Origin of the sequence: Halosimplex rarum, assembly GCF_047715405.1 — an archaeon.
Classification (GTDB): Archaea; Halobacteriota; Halobacteria; order Halobacteriales; family Haloarculaceae; genus Halosimplex; species Halosimplex rarum.
Genome location: NZ_CP180414.1, coordinates 81,491 through 102,610 on the forward strand (window position 1 = coordinate 81,491; position 21,120 = coordinate 102,610).

A 21,120-nucleotide genomic window follows, 5' to 3' on the forward strand; every position below is an offset into this window, starting at 1 on the left:
GTCAGCGGGATTCGTTCTCCGAGCGGATCCGCGGGTCGAGCGAGCCGTAGATCACGTCCTGCAGGAAGTTGCCGGCGATCCCGACGACGACGATGACCATCGTCGTCCAGATGACCAGCGCGGTGTCGCTGGCGCGGATGGCCCGGAGGCTCGCGGCGGCCAGCCCCTGAATGCCCACGACTTCCTCGACGATGTAGATGTTGAGCACGAGCACGGCCAGCAGTTCGGTCATCGACAGCGAGACGATCGGGATCGCCGCGTTGCGGAGGACGTGTCTGGCGAGCCGGAGCCGGTCGGCCCCCTTCGCGCGGAGCATCTTCACGAACGACCGACCGGTCTGTTCGAGCGCGGAGGCGCGGGCGAACCGCACCTGTCCCGCGAGGAGGCTCACCGCGACGGCACTCGTCGCGAGCGCGTGGCGGCCGAGCGACGGCACGGCCCCGTTCGTCGCCCCCAGGTGGCGGACGTAGATGACGAACATGAACACGGGGACGCCGAACAGTGCGTAGGCCGCGACCCGGACCGACCAGTCGAACCCGGTGTCTTTCGCGAGCGCGGCGAACAGCCCGAGCGCGACGCCGAGGACGACCGCGAGCGCAACGCCGGGGACCACGTAGCCGAGCGTCGCCTGGACGCGGCCGTCGAGGACGGCGATCACCGGCTGACGGTAGGCGAAGGAGTAGCCCCAGTCGAGCGTCGTCACGTCGACGAGCCACCCGACGTAGCGCTCGTGGACCGGGACGTCGAGGTCGCGGGCCTGGAGGTACCCCTGCCGGATCTCCTCCAGTCGCTCCTCGGACGCGCCGCCCCACTCCGCGAGGGCGACCTGGCGCTTCATCGGGAGCAGGACGACGCTGTTGACGACCAGGAACGTCACCGTCACGACAGCGTACACTGACAGGACGGCGAACGCCGCGCGTCTGAGGAGGTATCGGAGGTAACTCATCTGGCTCGACGCTCGTCCGTCGGAACCCTCTCGGATCCCGCCGCGATCGGTTCGGGGGCGTACCGCCGGAGGACCATCGGTCGTTCCCGTGGTATGTCATACCACGTAATAAAACTTCATTTGGACGGCCGTTCCAATCCGGGGCATGCCCTCCAGCGATCCCGACCCGCCCGAGTTCACCAGGATCGAATGGGACGCGGAGACGGGGGGTCGACGGCGGCCGGCCGCCCGGACGCTCGGGTTCGTCCTCGCGCTCGCCGCTATCGGCGCCCTGCTCGCGTACGACCTGACAGTCGCCCCCTCGAAGACGATCCCGCCCCTGGAGTGGGACGTGCGACAGGTGGGCTGGATCGTGCTCGTCTCGCTCGCGGTCCTGGCCAGGTACGTCCTCGTGCCGCTGGTAGCGGACCGCGAGCGGACCGCTCGCCACGTCCGGGCGTTCCTGAGCAGGCCCGCCGGCGCCCTGTCGCTCGCGTACCTCGTCGCGTTCGCGGTGCTGGGGCTGCTCGGGCCGGACGCCTTCCAGTTCACGTACGCGAAACCCTCGCAAAACCTCCAGCCCCCGGTGTTCGGGAGCGTGAACATGAGCGTCACCGACGGCTACTCCTGTCTCGGTCCGGTCGTCGACGGCTACTGTCAGGGGACCTGGCAGTACCCGCTCGGGACCAACTACATCGGCGAGAACGTGATCGAACACCTGATTTCGGGGATCCACATCGCGTTCAAGGCCGGGATCTCAGCGGGGGTCGTCATGGCCGTCGTCGCGACGGTCGTCGGGACGACCGCGGGCTACTACGGCGGTCGGGTCGACGACCTGCTGATGCGATACGTCGACATCCAGCAGACGATCCCCGCCGTCGTCGTCTACATCGTGGTCGCGACGCTGTTCCTCGGCAACGTCGAGAACATCTCCGACGGCGGGTTGTTCGCGTTCGTCCTCGTGTTCGGCCTGCTCGACTGGGGCGGTGTCGCCAGACTCGTCCGCGGCGAGGCGATGCAGCGGCGAACCGCCGGTTACGTCCGCGCCGCCAGAGCCGCCGGCGCCAGCGACCTCCGCGTGATCCGCCGGCACGTCGTCCCCAACTCGACGGCGACCATCGTCACCGCGCTCACCCGCCGCATCCCGCTGCTCATCCTCGCCCAGGTCGGCCTGGCCTACCTCGAACTCAACCGCACGCGCCCCGCGTCGCTGGGCGGCGTCATCCGTTTCGGCCTCCGCCCTCGCTACATGCCCTGGCACGCCAAGTGGTGGACGACGCTCTGGGCGGTGCTCGTCATCGTCGGCCTCGTCGTCGCGTTCAACGTCTTCGGCGACACCGTTCGCGACGTGCTCGACCCGCGCGAGGAGGTGCAGTAGATGACCGAGTCGCTGCTCTCCGTCCGGGATCTGCACGTCCGGTTCGACGGTGACGACGGGACCGTCCGCGCGGTCGACGGCGTCGACTTCGACGTGAGGTCCGGTGAGACGGTCTGTCTCGTCGGCGAGTCGGGCTCCGGCAAGACCGTCGCCTGCGAGTCGATCACGCGCCTGATCCCGACTGGCTCGGCCGAGATTACGGGCGAAGTCCGCTTCGACGGCACTGACCTGACGACCCTCTCGGAGTCGGCGCTGGAATCGTACCGCGGCGGCCGGATCGGCCACGTCTTCCAGAACCCGCAGGACGCGCTCGACCCGGTCTACACGGTTGGCGCGCAAGTCGTCGAGGCGATCCGGATCCACCGCGACGTCTCGAAGTCGGCCGCTCGCGCGGAAGCGATCGACCTGCTCGACCGCGTCGGCATCGGCGACGCCGCGGCCCGGTTCGACGACTACCCCCACCAGTTCTCCGGCGGGATGAAACAGCGCGCCGTCGTCGCGATGGCGCTCGCCTGTGACCCCGATCTGCTGATCGCCGACGAACCGACGACGGCGCTCGACGTGACCATCCAGCGGCAGGTCCTCGAACTCCTCGCCGACCTGCAGGCTGAACGGGAGATGGCGCTGCTGTTCGTCACCCACGATCTAGGCGTCGTCGCCGAGATCGCCGACCGCGTCGTCGTCATGTACGCCGGGAACGTGATGGAGTCCGGCGACGTCTACGACGTCTTCGAGGCGCCCGCCCACCCCTACACGCGGGCGCTACTGGCCTGTCTCCCCGGCCGCGGCGAGCGGTTCGAGACCATCGGTGGGTCGATCCCGGACCCGACCGATCCGCCCGCGGGCTGCCGGTTCCATCCGCGCTGTCCCCACGCGCTGCCCGAGTGCGAGGAGGGAGACCAGCCCGCGTTCCGGTCGATCGGACCGGGCGACGGCGAGTCGGACGGTGGCAGATCTGAGACCGCAGTCGATCATCGGGCCTCCTGCGTGCTCTACGACGATGCGAACGCGCTGCCGCCCGAACTGGAGGTGGCCGATGACTGACGACCCGTTGCTGTCGGTCCGCGACCTGCAGAAACACTACCCGGTCCGCTCTGGGCTGCTCCGCCGGGTCTCCGGCCACGTGAAGGCGGTCGACGGCGTGAGTTTCGACGTGCGAGCCGGCGAGGCGTTCGGCCTCGTCGGCGAGTCGGGCTGTGGCAAGTCGACGACCGCGTCGGCGCTGCTGGGACTCGAAGCCCCGACCGGCGGGGAGGTGCGTTTCGACGGGCGGGCGGTGTCGTCGCTCGACGGCGACGAACTGGAGCGGTTCCGCCGCCGCGCCCAGATCGTCTTCCAGGACCCCAACTCGGCGTTCGACCCGCGGCTGACCGTCGGCGAGTCGGTCGCCGAACCGCTCGCGATCCACGGGCTCAGCGACCCCGAGCGCCGGCGGGAGGTCGCCGTCGACGCGCTCGAACGCGTCGGACTCTCCCGAGCGGACGCGGACCGCTACCCCCGGCAGTTCTCCGGCGGGCAGAAACAGCGGGTCGCCCTCGCCCGGGCGCTCGTTTTGAACCCCGACCTCCTCGTCGTCGACGAGCCCGTCAGCGCGCTGGACGTGAGCGTCCAGGCGGAGATCCTCTCGCTGCTGGAGGACCTGCGTACCGAACTCGGCCTCGCTGTGGTCCTCATCAGCCACGACCTGAGCGTGGTCAGGGAGGTGTGCGACCGCGTCGGCGTGATGTACCTCGGCGAGATCGTCGAGCGCGGCCCGGTCGACGCGATCTTCGGAGACCCCCAGCACCCCTACACCGGCGCGCTCCTCTCGTCGATCCCCGAGCCCGACCCGCGCGCTCGCGACGACGCCGTCGAACTGACCGGCGACGTGCCCGACCCCGCGGACCCGCCCGCCGGCTGTTCGTTCCACCCCCGGTGTCCGAGTGTCATCCCGCCCGAGGCGTTCGAGTTCGCCGACGGGCGCTTCCGCGCGGTCCACGACCTCCGGCTAGGGGCCGCGGACGGAACCGTCGAGCCCGGCGAATTCAACGACCCGTCGGCGGTCCGCGCGGAGTTCGGCCTCCCCGAGGAACTCTCCGATCCCGACGCCGAGCGGGTCATCGGCGAGGCGATCCAGTCGCTGGTCGCCGGTGACGTCGACGCGGCCGCGGCGCAACTGGGCGAGGCGTTCGGGAGCGTCTGCGAGCGGGAGGACCCGGCGCTGGAACCGACCGACGCGGGCCACCCGGCGGCGTGTCTGCGGAGGGGCGAGTCGGCGGAGCTGTCGGAGCGGCCGTCCGCGAAGTCGGAGTGAGAGTCGCCGCCGGCGCGGTCTCGCGGTGGGAGTCGCCGTGGGTCAGGCGCGCTCGTCGCACTGGCACTCGAAGCCGCGCGAGGACCGTCCGATGACGAACGCGTGGACCTCCTGAGCGAGTTCGTATGTCTTTTCGGCGCGCTCGGCGCTCGCGAGTCCGTCCTGGTAATAGGTCTTCGCCCGGTGGTCACGCCAGAGATCCGCCAGATCCGCGGCGAGCGACTCGGAGAAGACGCCGACGCTTGCGGCCTGTCGATACACGCCCGGGTGCGTTCCGGGGAGGTCGGTCGGTTCGACCGCACCGCGGTCCAGCAGCCGGAACTCGACGGTCCGCTCGATCGCGACGAACGACGCCTCGATGACGAGGGTGTAGTACCCCTCGCCGTGGAGCGCGCCGGCGCCGTCCAGCAGCCGACACGCCTTCCGGAGTTGCAGGAGCGCCGCGTCGTCGACGTCGAGCCCGGTCTCGACCTCCGTCGACCGTCGATCGAAGGCGGCCTGGACCTCCCCGACCAGCGCCTCGATGCGAGTGCTGCTCATTCGCCGCCACCTCGGAGCGCGCTACGCATCGGCGAACACCGCCGTCCGGAGCGCGTGGAGTTCGTCCCCGCCGTACACCGTGATCCCCTCCTCGAAGATCTCCCGGAGCTTCGACCCGGCGCGCTCGGCGCTCTCGGCCGTCTCGACGTACGGCTCGAACGCGAAGCGGTCGCCGTCGAACCGGTGCTCGCTTAGGTCGTCGACGACCCCTGCCACGAGCCGGCGCGCGCTCGTCCGGTCGCCCTCGACGACGACGAACAGGTCGACGTCGCTCCGTCGGTCGGCCTCGCCGCGGGCCACGCTCCCGAACACGACGACCCCGAGGAGGTCGTCCACGTCGTCGGCATCCGCAACCGCCGCCTCGACGCGCTCGAGGAAGGTCCGTACCGGGCCGTGAAACTCCGACTGGGGGATCGCGAGTATCGGGTCGTCCGTTCGGAGCCTGTCCGGATCGGCGGCGACGTAGCTGCGCTGGGGCGTCTCTCGCACACGGATCGCCCCGACGTCGTCGAGGAGATCCACCGCACGCCACACCGTCGATCGGGCGGCGCCGGTCGCCTCGACGAGCTCCGGGATCGTGAACTCCGTCCCCGGCGCGTCGGCCAGCAGCCGCAGCACCTCGTCGGCGACGCTCGTGCGGAAGACCCCCGCGCCGCCGCTCGGCGGGACGTCGATGCAGACTTTTATCCCTCGTTTCGATTCGTCGGTCACTGTCCGATCTACCGATACGAGGGATAAATACCTTCGGGCAGGACCAGCGGCGGTCCAGCGCGGGCGGGACCGCACTCGGTGGGAACTACCGTCCCGACTCGATCCGTTCCAGCGCCGCGGTCAGCGCCCGCTCGACGATCCGTTCTTTCACCTCCTGTCTGGAGCCGTCGAACTGGTCGCGTTCGACGACCGCGAAGGGCTCAGTCCGTGGGTCGTCGCCGCCGGCGTAGGCGATCCCGACGTAGACGGTCCCGACGGGGGTCTCGTCGTCGCCACCGGTCGGGCCGGCGTACCCGGTCGTCGAGACGCCCCAGTCGGCGCCGGTCTCGTCGCGGACGTGCCGGGCCATCGCGCTCGCGACCGGCTCGCTCACGGCGCCGTGGCGCTCCAGCGACTCCCGGGAGATCGCGAGCAACTGCCGCTTCGTCCGGTCAGTGTAGCTGATGATCCCGCCGACGAAGTACTCGCTTGACCCCGCGACGCCGGTGACGGTCGACCCGAGCAGGCCGCCGGTACACGACTCCGCGACGGCCAGCGTCTCGTCGCGCGCCGCGAGCGCGTCGCCGATGCGTTCCGCGGCGGGTCGGTCGTCGGTCATGCAGGGCCCTACGCCTCGGCACGGTAAAACGCTCGTCTCTATACGTGACTCGCCGGCGTGGCGCGGGAGAGGGGAGAAACCGAACGCGGGACCCCCAGCCAAAACGATAATGGGCGAGTGCGGGGACTACCCGGTAGCAGATGGACGCCACGCGATACGGTCTGACGTTTCTGCGGGAGCGGGGCTACTTTGAGCGGGAGGACACAGATGCCGCTCGGGTGGACGGCGAGCCCGAGCGGTTCCGCTTCGATCCGGATGCCCGCCTCGCGTATTTCGAGAGCGTCGACCCCGGTCGCCAGGAGGTGGTCGTCGACGAACTCCGCCTCCGCGGCCGAAACTTCGACTACTACTGGTTCTGGAACCCCGACTCCGACCGCGTCGCCGTCTACAATCGCTACGGCGAGCACAAGTGGTTCGTCTACGATCAGTCCGTCGGGCACGCCCCCGACATCCGCGACAGCAAGCGGGGGAAACTGGCCGCCGTCGACGACGGCCTGGAGGGCCTGTTCGACATCCGCGACGTCGTCGACCGCTTCTACCGCGACCTCTGGGACGTCCGCATCGACATCGCGCGCTCGTTCGACGGTCCCCCGGGCGCCGAAATCGACGACGAAGCGCGACTCATGGCCGCCCAGCGCACGATCGACCGGCTGATCTTCTGCTACTTCCTCGTCGAGAAAGACGTCATCCACGGCATCGACAGCGCGGGCAACCGGGTCGCGCTCGACCCGACGGAGCTGTTCGAGAGCGTCCTCGGTGACGGGGACTTCTACGCGTTCCTCTCGGCGACCTTCTTCGACCACCTGAACGCGACCGGCTGGACGGAGTACGAGGTCAGCGACGCGCTCTCGGTCGCCGTCCCGTTCCTCAACGGCGGGCTGTTCCGCAACCACGCCATCGCCACCGATTCCGGGGACGAGATCCGCGAGCGCGAACTCGACGGGGCGGACTGCGACTGGGACCGCCTCGTCGGCGAACTCGACGAGTACGACTGGCTGATCGAGCAGTCGCCCGCGGAGGGGACCGACTCACCGGACAAGCTCTCGCCCGCGGTGCTCGGGCACATCTTCGAGAAGTTCGTCGTCACGGTGAGCGAGCTGTCCGACGAGGCGTCGCTGTCGCTGGCGGAGCTCGACGAGATGGACGTCTCCGAGAGCGGTGAACAGTTCCTGCGAGGCAACAGGAAGGTCGGCGCCTACTACACGCCGAACTACGTCGCCTACGAGAACGCCCGCGAGACCCTCTGGAACAGGGTCAGAGAGAAGCTCGCGGCGCGGACCGACCTCGACGCGGCCGCGATCCCCGACTCCGACGAGTTCTTCGAACGGATTCGCGGCGACGGAAACGCCAAGTCTGCCGCGGGTGGCGATCCAGCCCTCACCGCCGTCGACCTCGCCGACGTCGAGGACGTCCTCGCTTCCCTATCTGTGATCGACCCGTCGGCGGGGAGCGGCGCCTTCCTGCTGACCGCCGGCGAGATCCTCGAAGCGTGGCGCCGCAAGTGCAGCGACGGCGACGGGGATCGGGACCGGTACGCGCTCCGGCGGGACGTGATCCGGGAATCGCTGTACGGCGTCGACCTGCTCGACGGCGCCGTCGAGGTCTGCAAGCTCCGGCTGTGGCTCTGGCTGATCGGCGCGAACGAGATCGACCTCGACGCGGGCGAGCCGGACGTCGAGACACTCCCGAACGTCGACTGCAACGTCCGGCGGGGCAACGGCCTCGTGGGCGTGGCGACCGCTGATGACGGCGATTCGCCGGTCTCCGACCTCGAATTCGACTGGGTCGACGGCGAGCGGACGACGTACCCGGTGGCTGTCGCGGACTACCGCGAGACGATCGAGGCGTACCAGACCGCGTCGGGCGAGCGCGCGGAGGAACTCCGCGAGCGGGTCACGACCCAGCGGGCGATCCTCCGGGCGGAGCTGAACCGGGTCTACGCTCAGGAGCGCGACGTGACCGTCGAGGAACCGCTCGAATCGTTCGACGAATTCGAGCGGACGATGGCGGAGGTGACCGGCTCGGTCAAGCTCAATCTGGACTTCGACTCGGCGATGACCGAGGAGGAGCGCGAGCAGGTCTCGGCGGCGGGCTTCCGGGAGCAGCGCAACTGGGCGACGACGGCTTACCACGCGGACGTCCGGACGGCCGACCCGGAGCGCGTGGAGGAGATCTTCGAACTGATGGCCGACCGGGGATCGGTCACCGTCGAGCGGCCCATCACCGCGGAGGACGTGGAATCGCTCGACCCGTTCCACTGGCTCTTCGAGTTCCCGACGGCGTACTCGCCCACCGAGGACGAGGCGTTCGACGTCGTGATCGGGAACCCGCCCCACGGCAGCGACGTCGGCTCGTTGCAGAAGTCGATCCTCGAGGACAGCTACGACCTGATCGACGGGGGCCGCGAGGTCGCCAAACTGTTCACCGAGCGGAGCTGGGCGCTCACGGAGGGCGAACTCAGCTACGTCGTCCCCAAACCGAGCACGTACAACTCCAACTGGGAGGACTTCCGCGCCTTCTGCCTCGACGAGATGCACCGCGGCGTCGACCTCGGGAAGGCGTTCCGGAACGTCGACCACGAGCAGGTCACGATCCACCTCTCGCGGGACGCCGCCGGCGACGACTACCTGTGCGGCCCGCTGGCGGTCGGCTCCTATCACGTCGACGGCGCCGCGACCGTCGACCGGGCGTTCGCGGCGAAACTGGGTACCCTGCCGGTCAGTTTCTCCGTCGCAGAACAGGAGGTCGCGGCGGGCCTGGGCGAGGTCGACTACCCGACGCTGGGATCGGTCGGCGCCGACGCCGGGCGAGGCGCGAGCACGACCACCCGGATCAGCGACGAGGCCGACAGCACCGACGAGGCCGGCAGTGCCGGCGACGCAGATGCCACCGATGTCGACGACGCGCCAATCGCTTACAACGGCAAGCAGGTCCAGCGCTACTTCACTCGCGCGCCCGAGGACCACATCGAGCTCGATGGGCTCTCGGCGGCGACGCGCCGGCGCCTCGAGACGCCGAAGGTGATGGCCCAGAACATCATCGCGCACAAGCAGAACCCCTACGACCACATCGTCGTCGCGGCGCTGTACGACCCCGTCGGCGTCTCCGACTTCGAGACGGTGACGAACGTCGTGATCCCCGAGGAGAGCGACCTGACCGCTCCGGCGCTGGCCGTCCTGTTGAACACGCAGTTCGTCAACTGGTTCGTCTACCTCTCTATCTTCAACCGCGCGATCCGCGACATGCACCTGGACTCGTACTTCCTCGAACACCTCGTCCTCCCGACGGAGATATCGGCGGCCGAATCCGACCTGCTCGACGACCTCTACGGCCTGCTCGCGATCACCGCCACCGCCGTCGAGCACGACGAACTGCCGGGGGTCGTGGGGGCGGACGATGGACGACCCGGGGCGGAGGACGCGTACCGGGAACTCCAGAGCGTCGCGAACGCCGTGACCTACGAACTGTACCTGCGAGACGCGACGACGAACCGTCTGGAGACAGACCTCTGCGGGGTGCTGTCGGATCTCCTCGACGGCTACGAGACGGAGTATCTCGACTGGTACTCCTCGCATCTGCGGGCGGACAGCGACGCGGCGATCGCCGACCGGTTCTCCGCGGACCTGTTCCGGACGGCGACAGAGGTCGCCGAGGCGGTCCGGACGCCGGAGATCGACGCGGAACTGGCGGCGATCGCCGAACATCCGTGGGTGGAGACGATCGAACGCGCCCAGCACACCGACGGCGAGTCGCGGCCGACGTTCGGGCCGACTGAGGATCGCTGACTGCCTGCGCACCAACTTTTACGTGTCTACTCGCCGGCTACGGCCCATGGATACGTCATCTGACGTCGGGGTTCCGGTGCCGACGGACCTCGGCGTCGAGTACGAGCGAGCGCCGGAGAACGTCGATCCGACGGGCGCGCCGCGGTTCTCGTGGCGGTTCCCGACGGATCGGCGCGACGCCCGACAGACGGCCTACCGGATCGTCGTCGGTCGCGACCGCGACGCCGTCGCCGCGGGCCGCGGGGACCTGTGGGACTCCGGCGAGGTCGACTCCCGCCGAGCGACGGACGTCGCGTACGACGGCCCCGCGCTCGCCGCCGACGCGACGTACTACTGGTCGGTCAGGGTGTGGACCGGCGACGGCGAGGCGGGAGACGGCGAGTCGGCCTGGGCCGACCCGGAACCGTTCTCGACGGCGCTCGCGCCCGAGGACTGGCGCGGCGAGTGGATCGCCCACCAGCCCGGCGCCGGCGACACGAACGGCTGGAGGAGCAGGTGGCAGGAGTCGGACGCCGACGGCGAGGCATGGGTCCAGGTCGATCTGGGAGCGTCGCACGCCCTCGCCGAGATCGCACTCCATCCGGTGGACCCCGTCACCGTGGTTCGGACGCCCGACGACTACGCCGTCACGTCGTCATGGAGAGACGACCCGCTCGCGGGGTTCGGGTTCCCCGACGCCTATCGCGTCGAGGTCGCCGACGACCCCGACTTCGAATCGGCGACCGCGGTCGTCGAACGCGATGGCGACGGCGCGGCCGAAGCGACCGATGCCGACGGCCGGTCGGCGGATCGGGAACGCGCCCGGCGTCACGAGGTCGACGCGAGCGGGCGGTACGTCCGCGTCACCGCCACCGAACTCGCCGCCGTCGCGCCGAACACCAGTGGCGACTCCGGACGCGACGGCGCAGGTCGGCGAATCGAGTCTCACGACGAGTGGGCGTGTTTCGCGCTCGCCGCGATCGCCGTCCGAGACGGCGACGGCATCGACCTCGCCCGGGGCAGCGATATCGCGGCGTCCTCGACGGTCGAGACGGACACCTGGGGACGCGATCACCTCGTGAACGGGGTCAGCGAGTCCGAAATGGCGTCGTCGTCGCCGCTTCTCCGCCGGGAGTTCACCCTGGATGCCCCCGTCGAATCGGCGCGGTTGCACGTCGCCGCGGTGGGGTACGGCGAGGTGTACTGCAACGGCGAGCGCGTCGGGAGGGGGCGACTCGACCCGGCGTGGACGGACTACGAGCAGCGCGTGCTCTATTCGAGTCACGACGTCTCCGACCGCCTCGCGGAGGGCGAGAACGCGCTCGGCCTGTGGCTCGGCCGCGGGTGGTTCGCCAAGCGTAGCGCCCACTGGCTCGCCGACGGCTCGCCGCGGGCCCGCGCCACGCTGACCGTCGAGTTCGCCGACGGCCGGACGCGCGAACTCTCGACGGGCCCCGACTGGCTCGCCGCCGAGAGTCCGCTGGTCGAAAACGACATCTACGACGGCGAAGCGTACGACGCCCGCCGCGAACGGGACGGGTGGGCCGCGCCTGGATTCGACACTGCCGACACCGGCCACGCGGGTGGTTCCTGGGACGCCGCGACGGTCGTCGACGCCCCGGGCGGGACGCTCGAACCACAGCGGGTCGAGCCGATGGGGGTCGTCGACACCTTCGACGCCGAGGTCGTCGCCGAGCGCGAGGACGGCCCGATCCTCGATTTCGGGCAGAACCTCACCGGCTGGGTCGAACTCGATATCGAGGGCGCCGAGGCGGGCGACGAGATCACGCTCCGCCACGCCGAGGCGCTCACGGAGGACGGCACCCTCTCGACGACGGACCTGCGGAGCGCGGACGCGACCGACACCTACGTCGCTGCCGGCGACGGGGTCGAGACCTACGAACCCCGATTCACATACCACGGGTTCCGCTACGTCCAGGTGTCAGGCTACCCGGGCGAGGGCGACACCGCGGGCCAGGGCGACGCCGACAGCGCGGAGGGCCTCGACCCCGAGGACGTGACGGCGAAGGTCGTCCACACCGCGATGGATCGTCGCGGCGAGTTCGCCTGCTCAAACGAGGACCTGAATCAGGTCCAGCACAACGCCGTCTGGGGCCTGCGGGGCAACACGCACTCGATCCCAGAGGACTGCCCGCAGCGCGACGAGCGGTTCGGCTGGACGGGCGACGCCCAGATCTCGACGCGGGCGCTCCTCTTCAACTTCGACGCGGTCCGCTTCGACGAGAAGTGGCTGCGCGACCACGACGACGCGGCCTCCGCGATGGGCTACGTCCCCGACGTGATCCCGGACAAGTCGCCCGAAGACCCAGCCGACCCGACGTGGTCGATCACCCGTGTGATGATCCCCTGGTATTGCTACCGCCACGACGGCGACGTCGGGATCCTGCGAGAACAGTACGAGGGGATGCGCGCCTACGTCGACTACTGGCTCGACGCCGCCGAGGACGGCGTCCTCGACGACGCCTACGGGAAGTACGGCGACTGGCTGACCTTCGAGAACGCCGACCCCGAGGAGCCCCGGCGCGGCCTCCCGCACGACCTGTTCAACACCGCCTTCCTGTACCAGGTCACGGACACATTCGCGAAGATCGCGAGCGTCCTCGGCAACGAGGCCGACGCCGAGCGCTACCGCGACCGCGCCGGGTCGGTCGCCGAGGCGTTCGTCGACCGCTTCTTCGACGCCGGGGCGGGCGAGTTCGGTCCCGGAACCCAGTCCTCCTACGCCGTCCCGCTCTTCCTCGGGCTGGTGCCCGAGGGGGAGGTCGAGGCCGTCGCCGCGAACCTCGCGGAGAAAGTCCGCGCGGACGGGGGCAAACTCAGGACCGGCTTCCTCGGGACCCGCCCGCTGATCCACACGCTGGCCGACCACGGGTACGCCGACCTGGCCTACGAGGTGGTCAGCCAGCCCGAGCAACCCGGTTGGGTGTACATGGCACGGAACGGCGCGACCACGATGTGGGAGCGCTGGGACTCCGACGAGAGCGTCGGCTCGGGGATGAACTCGCTGAACCACTCGCCGTTCACGCACGTCTCGGAGTTCCTCTACGAGGTCCTCGCTGGCCTCCGGATCGGTGACCGGCCGGTGACCGAGCACGTCACGGTGTCGCCGGCGCTGGTCGACGACCTCGACTGGGCCGAGGGGCGCGTCGAGACGCCGAACGGTCCGCTCGAAAGCGCGTGGGAGCGGACCGAGGGGGGTTACGACCTCTCGGTGACCGTCCCGTGGAACGGGAGCGCGACGGTCCGACTCCCGGATGTCGCGGCCGCCGCGGACGCGACGGTTCGGGAATCGGGCGACTCGCTGTCGGCGGTCGCTGAGGCGGCGGAGACGGTCGATTCACTGCCCGGAGGGATCCAGTCAGTAGACCGAGCGGGCGACGCGCTCGTGGTGGAGATCGGTTCGGGGAACTACGAGTTCACCGTGAGCTGATCGCTCGAAATAGAACGGTCGCGTCAGCGTTCGGTGGTGTCGTCGTCGGACTCGCCACTCGCTGGCTCTTCGGCGGGCTCGGTCAGATACTCTCGGCCCCACTCATGCATGGCGGCGATGACGGGTTCGAGGGACTCGCCGTGCGCGGTCAGCGAGTACTGCACGCGAAACGGCTTCTCGCTGACGATATCGCGGTCGACGAGGCGGTTCTCCTCCAGGTCGTCGAGGCTGTCGGAGAGCACCTTGCTGGAGATGCCGTCGACGTTGTCCTGGAGTTCGTTGAACCCGCTGGGGCCGTGTTCGAGGAGGCGATGGACGATGACGGGGTGCCACTTCTTGCCGATCAGCGTCGCCGTCGTCGTCACCGGACACCACTCCTGGCCCGCGCACCACACTTCCAGTTGCTCGTCCGCCCCTTCGCCCACTCCCTCGCCGTTGGGATTCTCTCTCGTCGTTCGTCGATCGCTCATAGTGTGTTTTCGCGTCGGTACCGCGTCAGACCGCCGCTTCCAGGTCGACGGCTGCCGTCGACTGGATCCACGCGTCCGCTTCCTCTCGATCGTAGACGATCACGTCGCCGCTTTCGAGGCACAGATCCACGTACCGCGGATCGGTATCGGGGACGGGCCCGCCTATTTCGTCGCTCGCACTGCTGTTACTTCTGACTGACATGGTAGGTTACCTTCTAATAGTAAATTACTCTTCCGTATCTAAATACCCGAGGTAACCTTGACCTCACCTGGTTACCTGGTGGTAAGCGAAGACGGTCGAGAGCGACTGGAAGCGGCGAGAGTCGACGGCTCGGGGACCGACGAAGGTCTTTCGGGCCCGGCGATTCAGCGGACGTTTGACGCTCCAGAAGGCACTTTCGGGGCGGGGACGCACTACCAGTATGCCAACGCGACGCCGCACACTCACGCTCTCGGCCGCGGCACTGGCGTCTCTGACGGGCTGTCTCGGGGACGATGGGACCGCCGACCGCGAGCCCACCTCCTCGGTGCCGTCGAGCGACCCGACGGCCACGCCCACGCCGGCACCCACCGGGACGCCGACTGTCGCCGACACAGACGCGCCGGGCGAGACCGACGAGGCGACCGCCACGCGGACCGACGAGCAGGCCCCGCCCGACACCGTCACCAGGGTGTCGGGCGACCTCCCGGCGTGGCGTCCCGATCGGTGGATCGACGTCGGGTACGCGAACGTCCTCGGTCTGGACGCGGACGACCGGCGCCTCTACGTGACGGCGAACGACGAGGACGGCAACTCCGCGGTCGCGGCGTTGTCGCCCGGGAGCGGGCGGTTCGACTGGCAGCGGTCCCTCGCGGGGGATTCGGAGGCCGGGTCGCACGTCGAACCGACGAACCGGACGGACACGTGGGGCGTGACCGTCGCGGACGGGACGGTCTACAGCGTCAACGGCCGCGGCGACGATTACGAGTGGACCGCTGTCCACGCCCTCACCGCCGCGACCGGGACGCGCCGGTGGTCGGTCGAGCGGGACCGGCGACTCGCCGTGCACGGCTTCGTCGACGACGCCGTCGTCGTCGGCGCGACGGAGTTCTTCGAACCCGAATCCACGCACGACACGCCGGAGGAGCCGCTGGAGACGGTCGTCTCCGCGCTCGACACCGCCGACGGCGACGAGCGCTGGTCGACCGCGGTGTCGGGACTCTCCGCCGTCACTGTCGGCGCCGACGGTGTCTACGTCGCCAGCGGGCGGACGCTCTCCGGATTCGGACCGGCGGGCGAGCGACGCTGGGAGCGCGAACTCGCCGACGAGGTCCGGGCGACGACCGCGCTCGACGACGTCGTCGTGGCCACGGTGGGGCCCAGCGACGACGAGTCGTCGCTCGTCGGGGTCTCGACCGCCGGCGAGACGCTATGGCGGGTGCCGATGTCGACGCGCTGGCTCGTCCCCGCCGGCGACCGCGTGTACGTGATGAACGAGTCGGTCGGCGCCGTCACGAGCGACGGCACGGTCGCCTGGCGCGAGCGAGCCCACGGCCACTATCCGCTGCTCTCGGCGGACGGCACTCGGCTGTACACGCGGGCGAACGTCCGGATGAACGCCGTCGACGCGTACGACCTCCCCGGCGGCGACCGGCGGTTCCGCTTCGTCACGCCCTCGAACAACGGCTGGCCGCTCGCCGCGACGGCCGACACCGTCGTCGCGGAGGCGATCACGCCGGACGAAGCCGACTTCACGAGCCTGTTCGCCGTCGACGCCACCTCCGGCGAACCGCGGGCGGTCTACCGCCCGACCGACACGGTGTTCACCGCCCAGGGGTTCGACGGGACGCTCTACGTGGGGTTCGGCGACGGCAGGCTCGGCGTCTTCGAAACCGTTCCGTAGCGAAACCGGGAGACCTACTCCTGGGGGCTGACGAGCAGTCGGATCTGCGACCCGTCGCGGTCGGCGTAGGGGATCGGCGTCGCGACCACGTCGTACCGGCCGGCCGACACCTGATCGAGGTTGGCGACGCCCTCGACGATCAGGATGTCCTCCGGGAACAACGTGTTGTGGACGTGGTGCGCTTCGAGCGTGGCCCCGGGCTCGTCGGCGGACAGCGCGTCGATGGCGAAGCAGGCGATGTCCCGCTCGACCATGTACTCCGCGGCGCCCTCGCTGGGGTAGACGTAGTGTTTCAGGTACTCGTCGGTGTCGGCCGGCGCCATCCCGCAGTCGAAGATGAGGTACTCGCCCGCCGCGAGGTCGTAGCGTTCGGCCTGCTCGGCCAGTTCCTCCCGGGTGACGGCGCTACCTGGCTCCTTGTGGGTGAAATCGCAGACGACGCCCTCGGTGATCATCTCGTCTGGCGTGATCTCGTCGATGGTCCGGTGGTCGTCCTTCGAGAGGAAGTGCGTCGGCGCGTCCATGTGCGTCCCGCAGTGGGTCTCCAGGTGGAGCATCGTCGAGTTGTAGCCGTCCTCGTCCAGGGCCGCGTAGTCCTTGAACTCCGGTTTCGGATGCAGCGGCGGCAGCGTCGGACTGTCCTCCCCCAGCGTCTGCGTCAGGTCGATCCACTCGCTCATGCCCGTGTGGGCGCCCGGTCGGCCTATAGAAGTTCGGGCAGTCCGTGTTCTCGTCGGTGGAAGCCATTGGTTGAAGATGTGTGGAGAGGAGGGGTAGTGGAGAGAAAGGGCCTTGATAACGAGCAGCCGACACACCCACCCCACTGGTTCCGCTGTTAGAGTGAACAGCACTCTCAACTCGTGCCCATCTGCGATTGAGCAGATTTACAGCGGAACCAGTGGGGTGGGACCCTTCAGAGATATATGTCCGGTGATACGGAGGTGTCGGCTGTTCTCACTGGGAGTAAACCGAGATGAGACAACCCTACGGGAGGCGAGACGAGAGACGCACCACTAGTCCCCGTGAACCACACCACCAGTACGAGTGAAACTGCCGCTGTCTCACACACCACTGTTGCAAGTGAAACGCCAGTCTAGAGGTGTTGGTTAACGTACGCACAGAAGCTACCCCCGCCCCCGGGGTCGTCCGCAATTCCACGGAAATCATGTCTCGGGATGAATTGCGATCGCCAGTATTGTATTAAAGAGGATATAGATTGGATATAAAATCTATCATCATAGCCTATAACCCCTAAACACTACACCCAACAGAAAGATTTATATTATGCTTCTTGATCTGCCTTCCTCCACTCGTGTCGAATATGCAAGTTCGGTAGAATCTACGACGACTGTAGCGGCTACCTCGCCTACCGTTTTCTGAATAATTGCGGACGACCCCGGGGGCCCGGGTGGACCGCGATACAGACCACACCGAGTAGTCTGTTGTCCCAACGAGGGTGATTCCGGACGTGGTGGGGGGCCACCCGGACGAAACGGACATTACGGACGCAGGGGTTTTATGTGTGAGGCGTACTCGAAGTTGAGACGATGGATTCCTCCCCGTACTCGACGACGTCGGAGATTTTCGCGGTCGGCGGCGAGGACTACCTCAAGGAAGGTCACACCCCGACGACCCTCCCGGAGCGACAGGACGAGATTCTGAAACTCCGACGCTCGTTGAAGCCCGCAGCCCGTGGTGCCGGCGCAGAGAACACATTCCTCTCGGGCAAGGCTGGGCAGGGGAAGACGGCGGCCGCAAAAGCAGAACTCGCGGAGTTGGAGGCATTCGCCGACGCCCAGAACCTCAACCTGACGACGGTGTTTTTCTCCTGCGAGGGAATTTCTTCAAGTTACACGCTCGCCTGTGGGCTCTGTGAGGAACTGGGCGGCGAGAATCCCAACGGCCATCCGATGCAGAAGGTTCTCGATCACCTCTGGGATGCGATGAACGAGATCGGGGGAACGATCATCATCGTCCTCGACGAGATCGACAATCTCGGGACCGACGACAAGATCCTCTACTCTCTTCCCCGTGCACGCGACAAGGACTACGTCGACGACGATGTCTATCCGTCGATCATCGGGATCAGCAACGACCTTCAGTGGCGTGATAACCTCGATCCAGCCGCGAAGGACAGTCTCTACGACGACTCGATCTTCTTTGCCCCGTACGACGCGACCGAACTTCGCGACATCCTCTCCCGGCGTGCGAGCAAGGCGTTCCGGGACACGTCGCTCGTGTACGAAACGCCAGCTGGCGAAGAGATCGAGATCAGCGTTGACCTTGACGACGACAATGGCTCGTTAGCTGAAAGCTTCGACTCCCTCGACGCCGACCGGAGCGAGTGCACCCTCTTACATATCGACTCGAACGTACTGTCAGGCGACGTGATTCCCCTCTGTGCCGCGTACGCCGCCCAGGACAAAGGGAGCGCTCGCCAGGCGATCAAATATCTCCGAAAGGCCGCCGCCATCGCTGAATCAGAGGACGATAACCGGGTCGCGGAAGAACACGTTCGGACCGCCAAGGGCGAAGCCGAACGGGAGCTCATTATCGAGGGGATGGAACAGCTCACGACACAGGGCCACCTCGCGTTAGCCGCGGTAACGGTTCTAGAACTCGGTAGCCACTCCGAGATCCGGACTCGTGACGTCTATGAAGTGTACAAATCGCTGTCCGACTACATCGATGCCGATCAACTGGCTCAGCGACGGATGCGCGACCACCTCATTGAGCTTGACATGTTGAGCATCATTCGGGCGCGTAAGTCCGCATCCGGCTCTGTCGGCGGTGAAGCGTACACGTTTGAACTCCGTGTCGAGCCGTCGACGGCCATCGACGTCCTTGAAGCCGTCTCCCGGTTCGATTCAGTTGACTTCGATGACTTCGTGAAAAACTGATGAAAAATCGGCAGCCGCTCGGGTAGCGGCGTTCGGCTCGTCGGGAGTCGCTATTTACACCCCCCGGGTGTGTCCGCAATCATCATCATGAGACCACCACCGTTTCCGGTGCTTTCAAACCGGGTGTATCTGGTGTCCACAGTCCTAATACCGCCCGTTTTCTCCGGAAGCAGTGGTGTGTCTGAATCCGGTCTTACCAAACAACCATCCTCTCTCAGCCCCATTGTTTGGTAAGACGATGTCGACCCATCCACCTGCTCCCGACTCGCTTCCGCAGTATCTCGCGGAGGGGGTCCCGAAGCAAGACGACGCGGACTTACGCGCGCTCCGTGACTGGATCGACGACCTCCTCGAGTACCGCCACGACCTCGGCGCCGACGACATCGACGCAGACGAGAACGAAGCGATCGAAGCCGTCGAGGAATCGAGCGACGGGACCGTGGTGATCAAGAAAGTCAGTTGCGGCAAGGACAACTGCAAATGCCAGCGCGGCGAACTGCACGGCCCCTACAAGTACGTCGTCCGGCGACAGGGCGACGGCCTCCAGTGGGACTATAGAGGTCCCGTGACGGACTGACCGTCCGGAGACAGACGGGTCCGCTCACCTCACGCGAGCGTCCCGGGAATCACTGCAGTTCCGGCCGGACCTCGTCGCCGAACAGTTCGATCCCGTGGGTGTCGGGGAAGTCGAGGAACATGAGCTGGAGCTTCCCGAAGCCCAGGTCGCGGATCGACTCGATCTGTTCGGTCACCTCCGCGGGCGTGCCGATGAGGAAGTCGCCCTTCTCCCTGGCCTCCTCGGCGTTCGAGAGCTGTTCGTCGATGTCGTCCTCCTCTCCCCAGGGGAGCGGGAAGATCTCGTCGCACAGGCGCTGGAGTTCTCCCTCGTCCTCGCGCACGAGGACGTGCGCGAGCCACGACCGTTCGACGTCGTCGGGATCACGACCTTCGGCTTCGAGGTACTCGTCGAACTTCTCGACCTTGTACTCGATCGGCGGGCCGCGAGCGCGGCCGCTGATCTCGACGTTCCACTCGTCGGCGTGGCGGGCGGCCACCCGGAGCAGGGTCGGCCCGGCGCCGCCGACGACGATCGGGGGGTACGGATCCTGCACGGGCTTGGGCTCGTTGTAGGCGTTCTCGATCTGGTAGTGCTCTCCCTGAAACGTCGGCTCGGCCTCGGTGAACATCGCCTTCAGGACGCGGATGGTCTCCTCGAGCATCTCGATGCGGGTCTCGATCTCGGGGTAGTCGAAGTCGTAGGCCCGGTGCTCCTCGTCGTGCCACCCGGCGCCGAGGCCGACGCGGAGGTTCCCCTCAGAGAGGATATCCACCGTGGTCGCCATCTTCGCCAGCAACGCGGGGTTTCGGTAGGTGACCGACCCCACCAGCGGCCCGAGTTCCATGTCGTCGGTGCGCTCGGCGAGCGCGCTCAGGAGCGTCCAGACCTCGTACTCCTGGTGTTTCGGCCCGAGCATGAAGTGGTCGGGCGCCCACAACCCCTCCAGCCCCGCGGCCTCGGCGGCGTCGACGCCGGCCATCGTCGTCTCGCGGTCGAGCGTCTCCAGGAGCGGCGCGTCGCGATGGACGCCGACGCCGGGATAACACTGGACCATCCAGTCGAACTGCATTGTGTCCGGGCGGTCGAACCCGCACGTAATGAAACGACGTGGTGTCCCAGACCCCAAATCTCCATGCTCGCCTGACTCGATCGCAATAATGTGTCGACACTCTAGAGTTTTGACGACCGATTCCTAACTACCGTATATGAGCGACGACCGGATCGTCGAGGAAAGCACGGTGTCGGGGAATCAGGCGAACCTCCCCGCCCGAATCCGGCGCGAACTCGACATCGACGACGGAGACCACCTCCGCTGGCACCTCGAAGACGGCGGGAGTATCCGCGTCCAGGTCGTCCAGCAGCGGACGGGCACGTTCGCAGATTTCGACGGGTACGACGGCGAGGAAACGACCGATGTCGCGACCGACCACGACGCATGGAGCGTCGACGTCGAGTAGATGTCGCGAGCGCGCGTCCGCACGAAGCGCCGGCGCCCGACTGGTTCAGCCATCCCGATCAGCTAACGGTTCGGCTGATCAACTCAGGCGGCCGACTCAGTGGAGTGGTTCAGCCGGCCCGATCAACTAACCCGGTCAGCTATGTGACTTAGCTGGGCGGCTCAGCTACTCTATTCGGCTAAGTCGCTTGG

Annotated in this window: 17 protein-coding genes; 9 read left to right on the forward strand and 8 right to left on the reverse strand. The window is 67.7% G+C overall.

What is annotated here, in order from left to right; genetic code table 11:
- Position 1: 1 nt before the first annotated feature.
- Entirely contained in the window at positions 2 to 946 is a 945-nt protein-coding gene (locus ACMGFH_RS22940; protein WP_415383510.1) for an ABC transporter permease, read from the reverse strand.
- Between the two features lie 145 nt (positions 947 to 1,091).
- On the opposite strand from ACMGFH_RS22940, the gene ACMGFH_RS22945 reads away from it, so the two are divergent.
- The 3 genes from ACMGFH_RS22945 to ACMGFH_RS22955 are packed head-to-tail and all read left to right on the forward strand — an operon-like array spanning position 1,092 to position 4,596.
- On the forward strand, positions 1,092 to 2,303 hold the full coding sequence (locus tag ACMGFH_RS22945) for an ABC transporter permease (protein ID WP_415383511.1): 1,212 nt from the start codon (positions 1,092 to 1,094) through the stop codon (positions 2,301 to 2,303).
- Positions 2,304 to 3,347: an ABC transporter ATP-binding protein gene (locus tag ACMGFH_RS22950; protein WP_415383512.1), complete on the forward strand. Its 1,044-nt coding sequence runs from the start codon at positions 2,304 to 2,306 to the stop codon at positions 3,345 to 3,347.
- The gene (locus ACMGFH_RS22955; RefSeq protein ID WP_415383514.1) at positions 3,340 to 4,596 is read left to right on the forward strand and encodes an ABC transporter ATP-binding protein; all 1,257 of its coding nucleotides are present in this window, start codon (positions 3,340 to 3,342) and stop codon (positions 4,594 to 4,596) included. Before ACMGFH_RS22950 ends, ACMGFH_RS22955 begins: the two co-directional genes overlap by 8 nt.
- Positions 4,597 to 4,638: 42 nt before the next feature.
- Here ACMGFH_RS22955 and ACMGFH_RS22960 read toward each other — a convergent pair whose 3' ends face one another.
- The 3 genes from ACMGFH_RS22960 to ACMGFH_RS22970 all read right to left on the reverse strand — a co-directional run bounded on the left by ACMGFH_RS22960 (position 4,639) and on the right by ACMGFH_RS22970 (position 6,445).
- The gene (locus ACMGFH_RS22960) at positions 4,639 to 5,136 is read right to left on the reverse strand and encodes a hypothetical protein (RefSeq protein WP_415383515.1); all 498 of its coding nucleotides are present in this window, start codon (positions 5,134 to 5,136) and stop codon (positions 4,639 to 4,641) included.
- 21 nt (positions 5,137 to 5,157) lie between these two features.
- The gene (locus ACMGFH_RS22965; RefSeq protein ID WP_415383516.1) at positions 5,158 to 5,847 is read right to left on the reverse strand and encodes a nucleotidyltransferase domain-containing protein; all 690 of its coding nucleotides are present in this window, start codon (positions 5,845 to 5,847) and stop codon (positions 5,158 to 5,160) included.
- An 85-nt stretch (positions 5,848 to 5,932) separates the two neighbouring features.
- Positions 5,933 to 6,445 carry a CinA family protein gene (locus ACMGFH_RS22970; protein WP_415383518.1) on the reverse strand — a complete coding sequence of 171 codons (513 nt, stop codon included), beginning with the start codon at positions 6,443 to 6,445 and terminating at the stop codon, positions 5,933 to 5,935.
- 140 nt (positions 6,446 to 6,585) lie between these two features.
- Here ACMGFH_RS22970 and ACMGFH_RS22975 point away from each other — a divergent pair, with 140 nt between their 5' ends.
- Entirely contained in the window at positions 6,586 to 10,230 is a 3,645-nt protein-coding gene (locus ACMGFH_RS22975; protein ID WP_415383520.1) for an Eco57I restriction-modification methylase domain-containing protein, read from the forward strand.
- A gap of 46 nt (positions 10,231 to 10,276) precedes the next feature.
- Positions 10,277 to 13,660 carry a family 78 glycoside hydrolase catalytic domain gene (locus tag ACMGFH_RS22980; protein ID WP_415383521.1) on the forward strand — a complete coding sequence of 1,128 codons (3,384 nt, stop codon included), beginning with the start codon at positions 10,277 to 10,279 and terminating at the stop codon, positions 13,658 to 13,660.
- A 23-nt stretch (positions 13,661 to 13,683) separates the two neighbouring features.
- On the opposite strand, the gene ACMGFH_RS22985 is transcribed toward ACMGFH_RS22980, so the two are convergent.
- The gene (locus ACMGFH_RS22985; protein WP_415383522.1) at positions 13,684 to 14,130 is read right to left on the reverse strand and encodes a winged helix-turn-helix transcriptional regulator; all 447 of its coding nucleotides are present in this window, start codon (positions 14,128 to 14,130) and stop codon (positions 13,684 to 13,686) included.
- 25 nt (positions 14,131 to 14,155) lie between these two features.
- On the reverse strand, positions 14,156 to 14,332 hold the full coding sequence (locus tag ACMGFH_RS22990) for a hypothetical protein (protein WP_415383523.1): 177 nt from the start codon (positions 14,330 to 14,332) through the stop codon (positions 14,156 to 14,158).
- A gap of 220 nt (positions 14,333 to 14,552) precedes the next feature.
- Between ACMGFH_RS22990 and ACMGFH_RS22995 the strand changes: the two genes are divergently transcribed.
- The gene (locus ACMGFH_RS22995) at positions 14,553 to 16,013 is read left to right on the forward strand and encodes a hypothetical protein (protein WP_415383524.1); all 1,461 of its coding nucleotides are present in this window, start codon (positions 14,553 to 14,555) and stop codon (positions 16,011 to 16,013) included.
- A gap of 14 nt (positions 16,014 to 16,027) precedes the next feature.
- Here ACMGFH_RS22995 and ACMGFH_RS23000 read toward each other — a convergent pair whose 3' ends face one another.
- On the reverse strand, positions 16,028 to 16,693 hold the full coding sequence (locus ACMGFH_RS23000) for a cyclase family protein (protein ID WP_415383526.1): 666 nt from the start codon (positions 16,691 to 16,693) through the stop codon (positions 16,028 to 16,030).
- Between the two features lie 867 nt (positions 16,694 to 17,560).
- Here ACMGFH_RS23000 and ACMGFH_RS23005 point away from each other — a divergent pair.
- Together ACMGFH_RS23005 and ACMGFH_RS23010 are read left to right on the forward strand one after the other, a co-directional pair.
- Positions 17,561 to 18,913 (forward strand): Cdc6/Cdc18 family protein, encoded by a 1,353-nt coding sequence (locus ACMGFH_RS23005; RefSeq protein WP_415383528.1) that lies wholly within the window; start codon positions 17,561 to 17,563, stop codon positions 18,911 to 18,913.
- 238 nt (positions 18,914 to 19,151) lie between these two features.
- The gene (locus ACMGFH_RS23010; protein WP_415383529.1) at positions 19,152 to 19,490 is read left to right on the forward strand and encodes a DUF6788 family protein; all 339 of its coding nucleotides are present in this window, start codon (positions 19,152 to 19,154) and stop codon (positions 19,488 to 19,490) included.
- 49 nt (positions 19,491 to 19,539) lie between these two features.
- On the opposite strand, the gene ACMGFH_RS23015 is transcribed toward ACMGFH_RS23010, so the two are convergent.
- Positions 19,540 to 20,541: an LLM class flavin-dependent oxidoreductase gene (locus tag ACMGFH_RS23015; protein WP_415383530.1), complete on the reverse strand. Its 1,002-nt coding sequence runs from the start codon at positions 20,539 to 20,541 to the stop codon at positions 19,540 to 19,542.
- A gap of 136 nt (positions 20,542 to 20,677) precedes the next feature.
- Between ACMGFH_RS23015 and ACMGFH_RS23020 the strand changes: the two genes are divergently transcribed.
- On the forward strand, positions 20,678 to 20,929 hold the full coding sequence (locus tag ACMGFH_RS23020) for an AbrB/MazE/SpoVT family DNA-binding domain-containing protein (protein WP_415383531.1): 252 nt from the start codon (positions 20,678 to 20,680) through the stop codon (positions 20,927 to 20,929).
- Positions 20,930 to 21,120 lie beyond the last annotated feature (191 nt).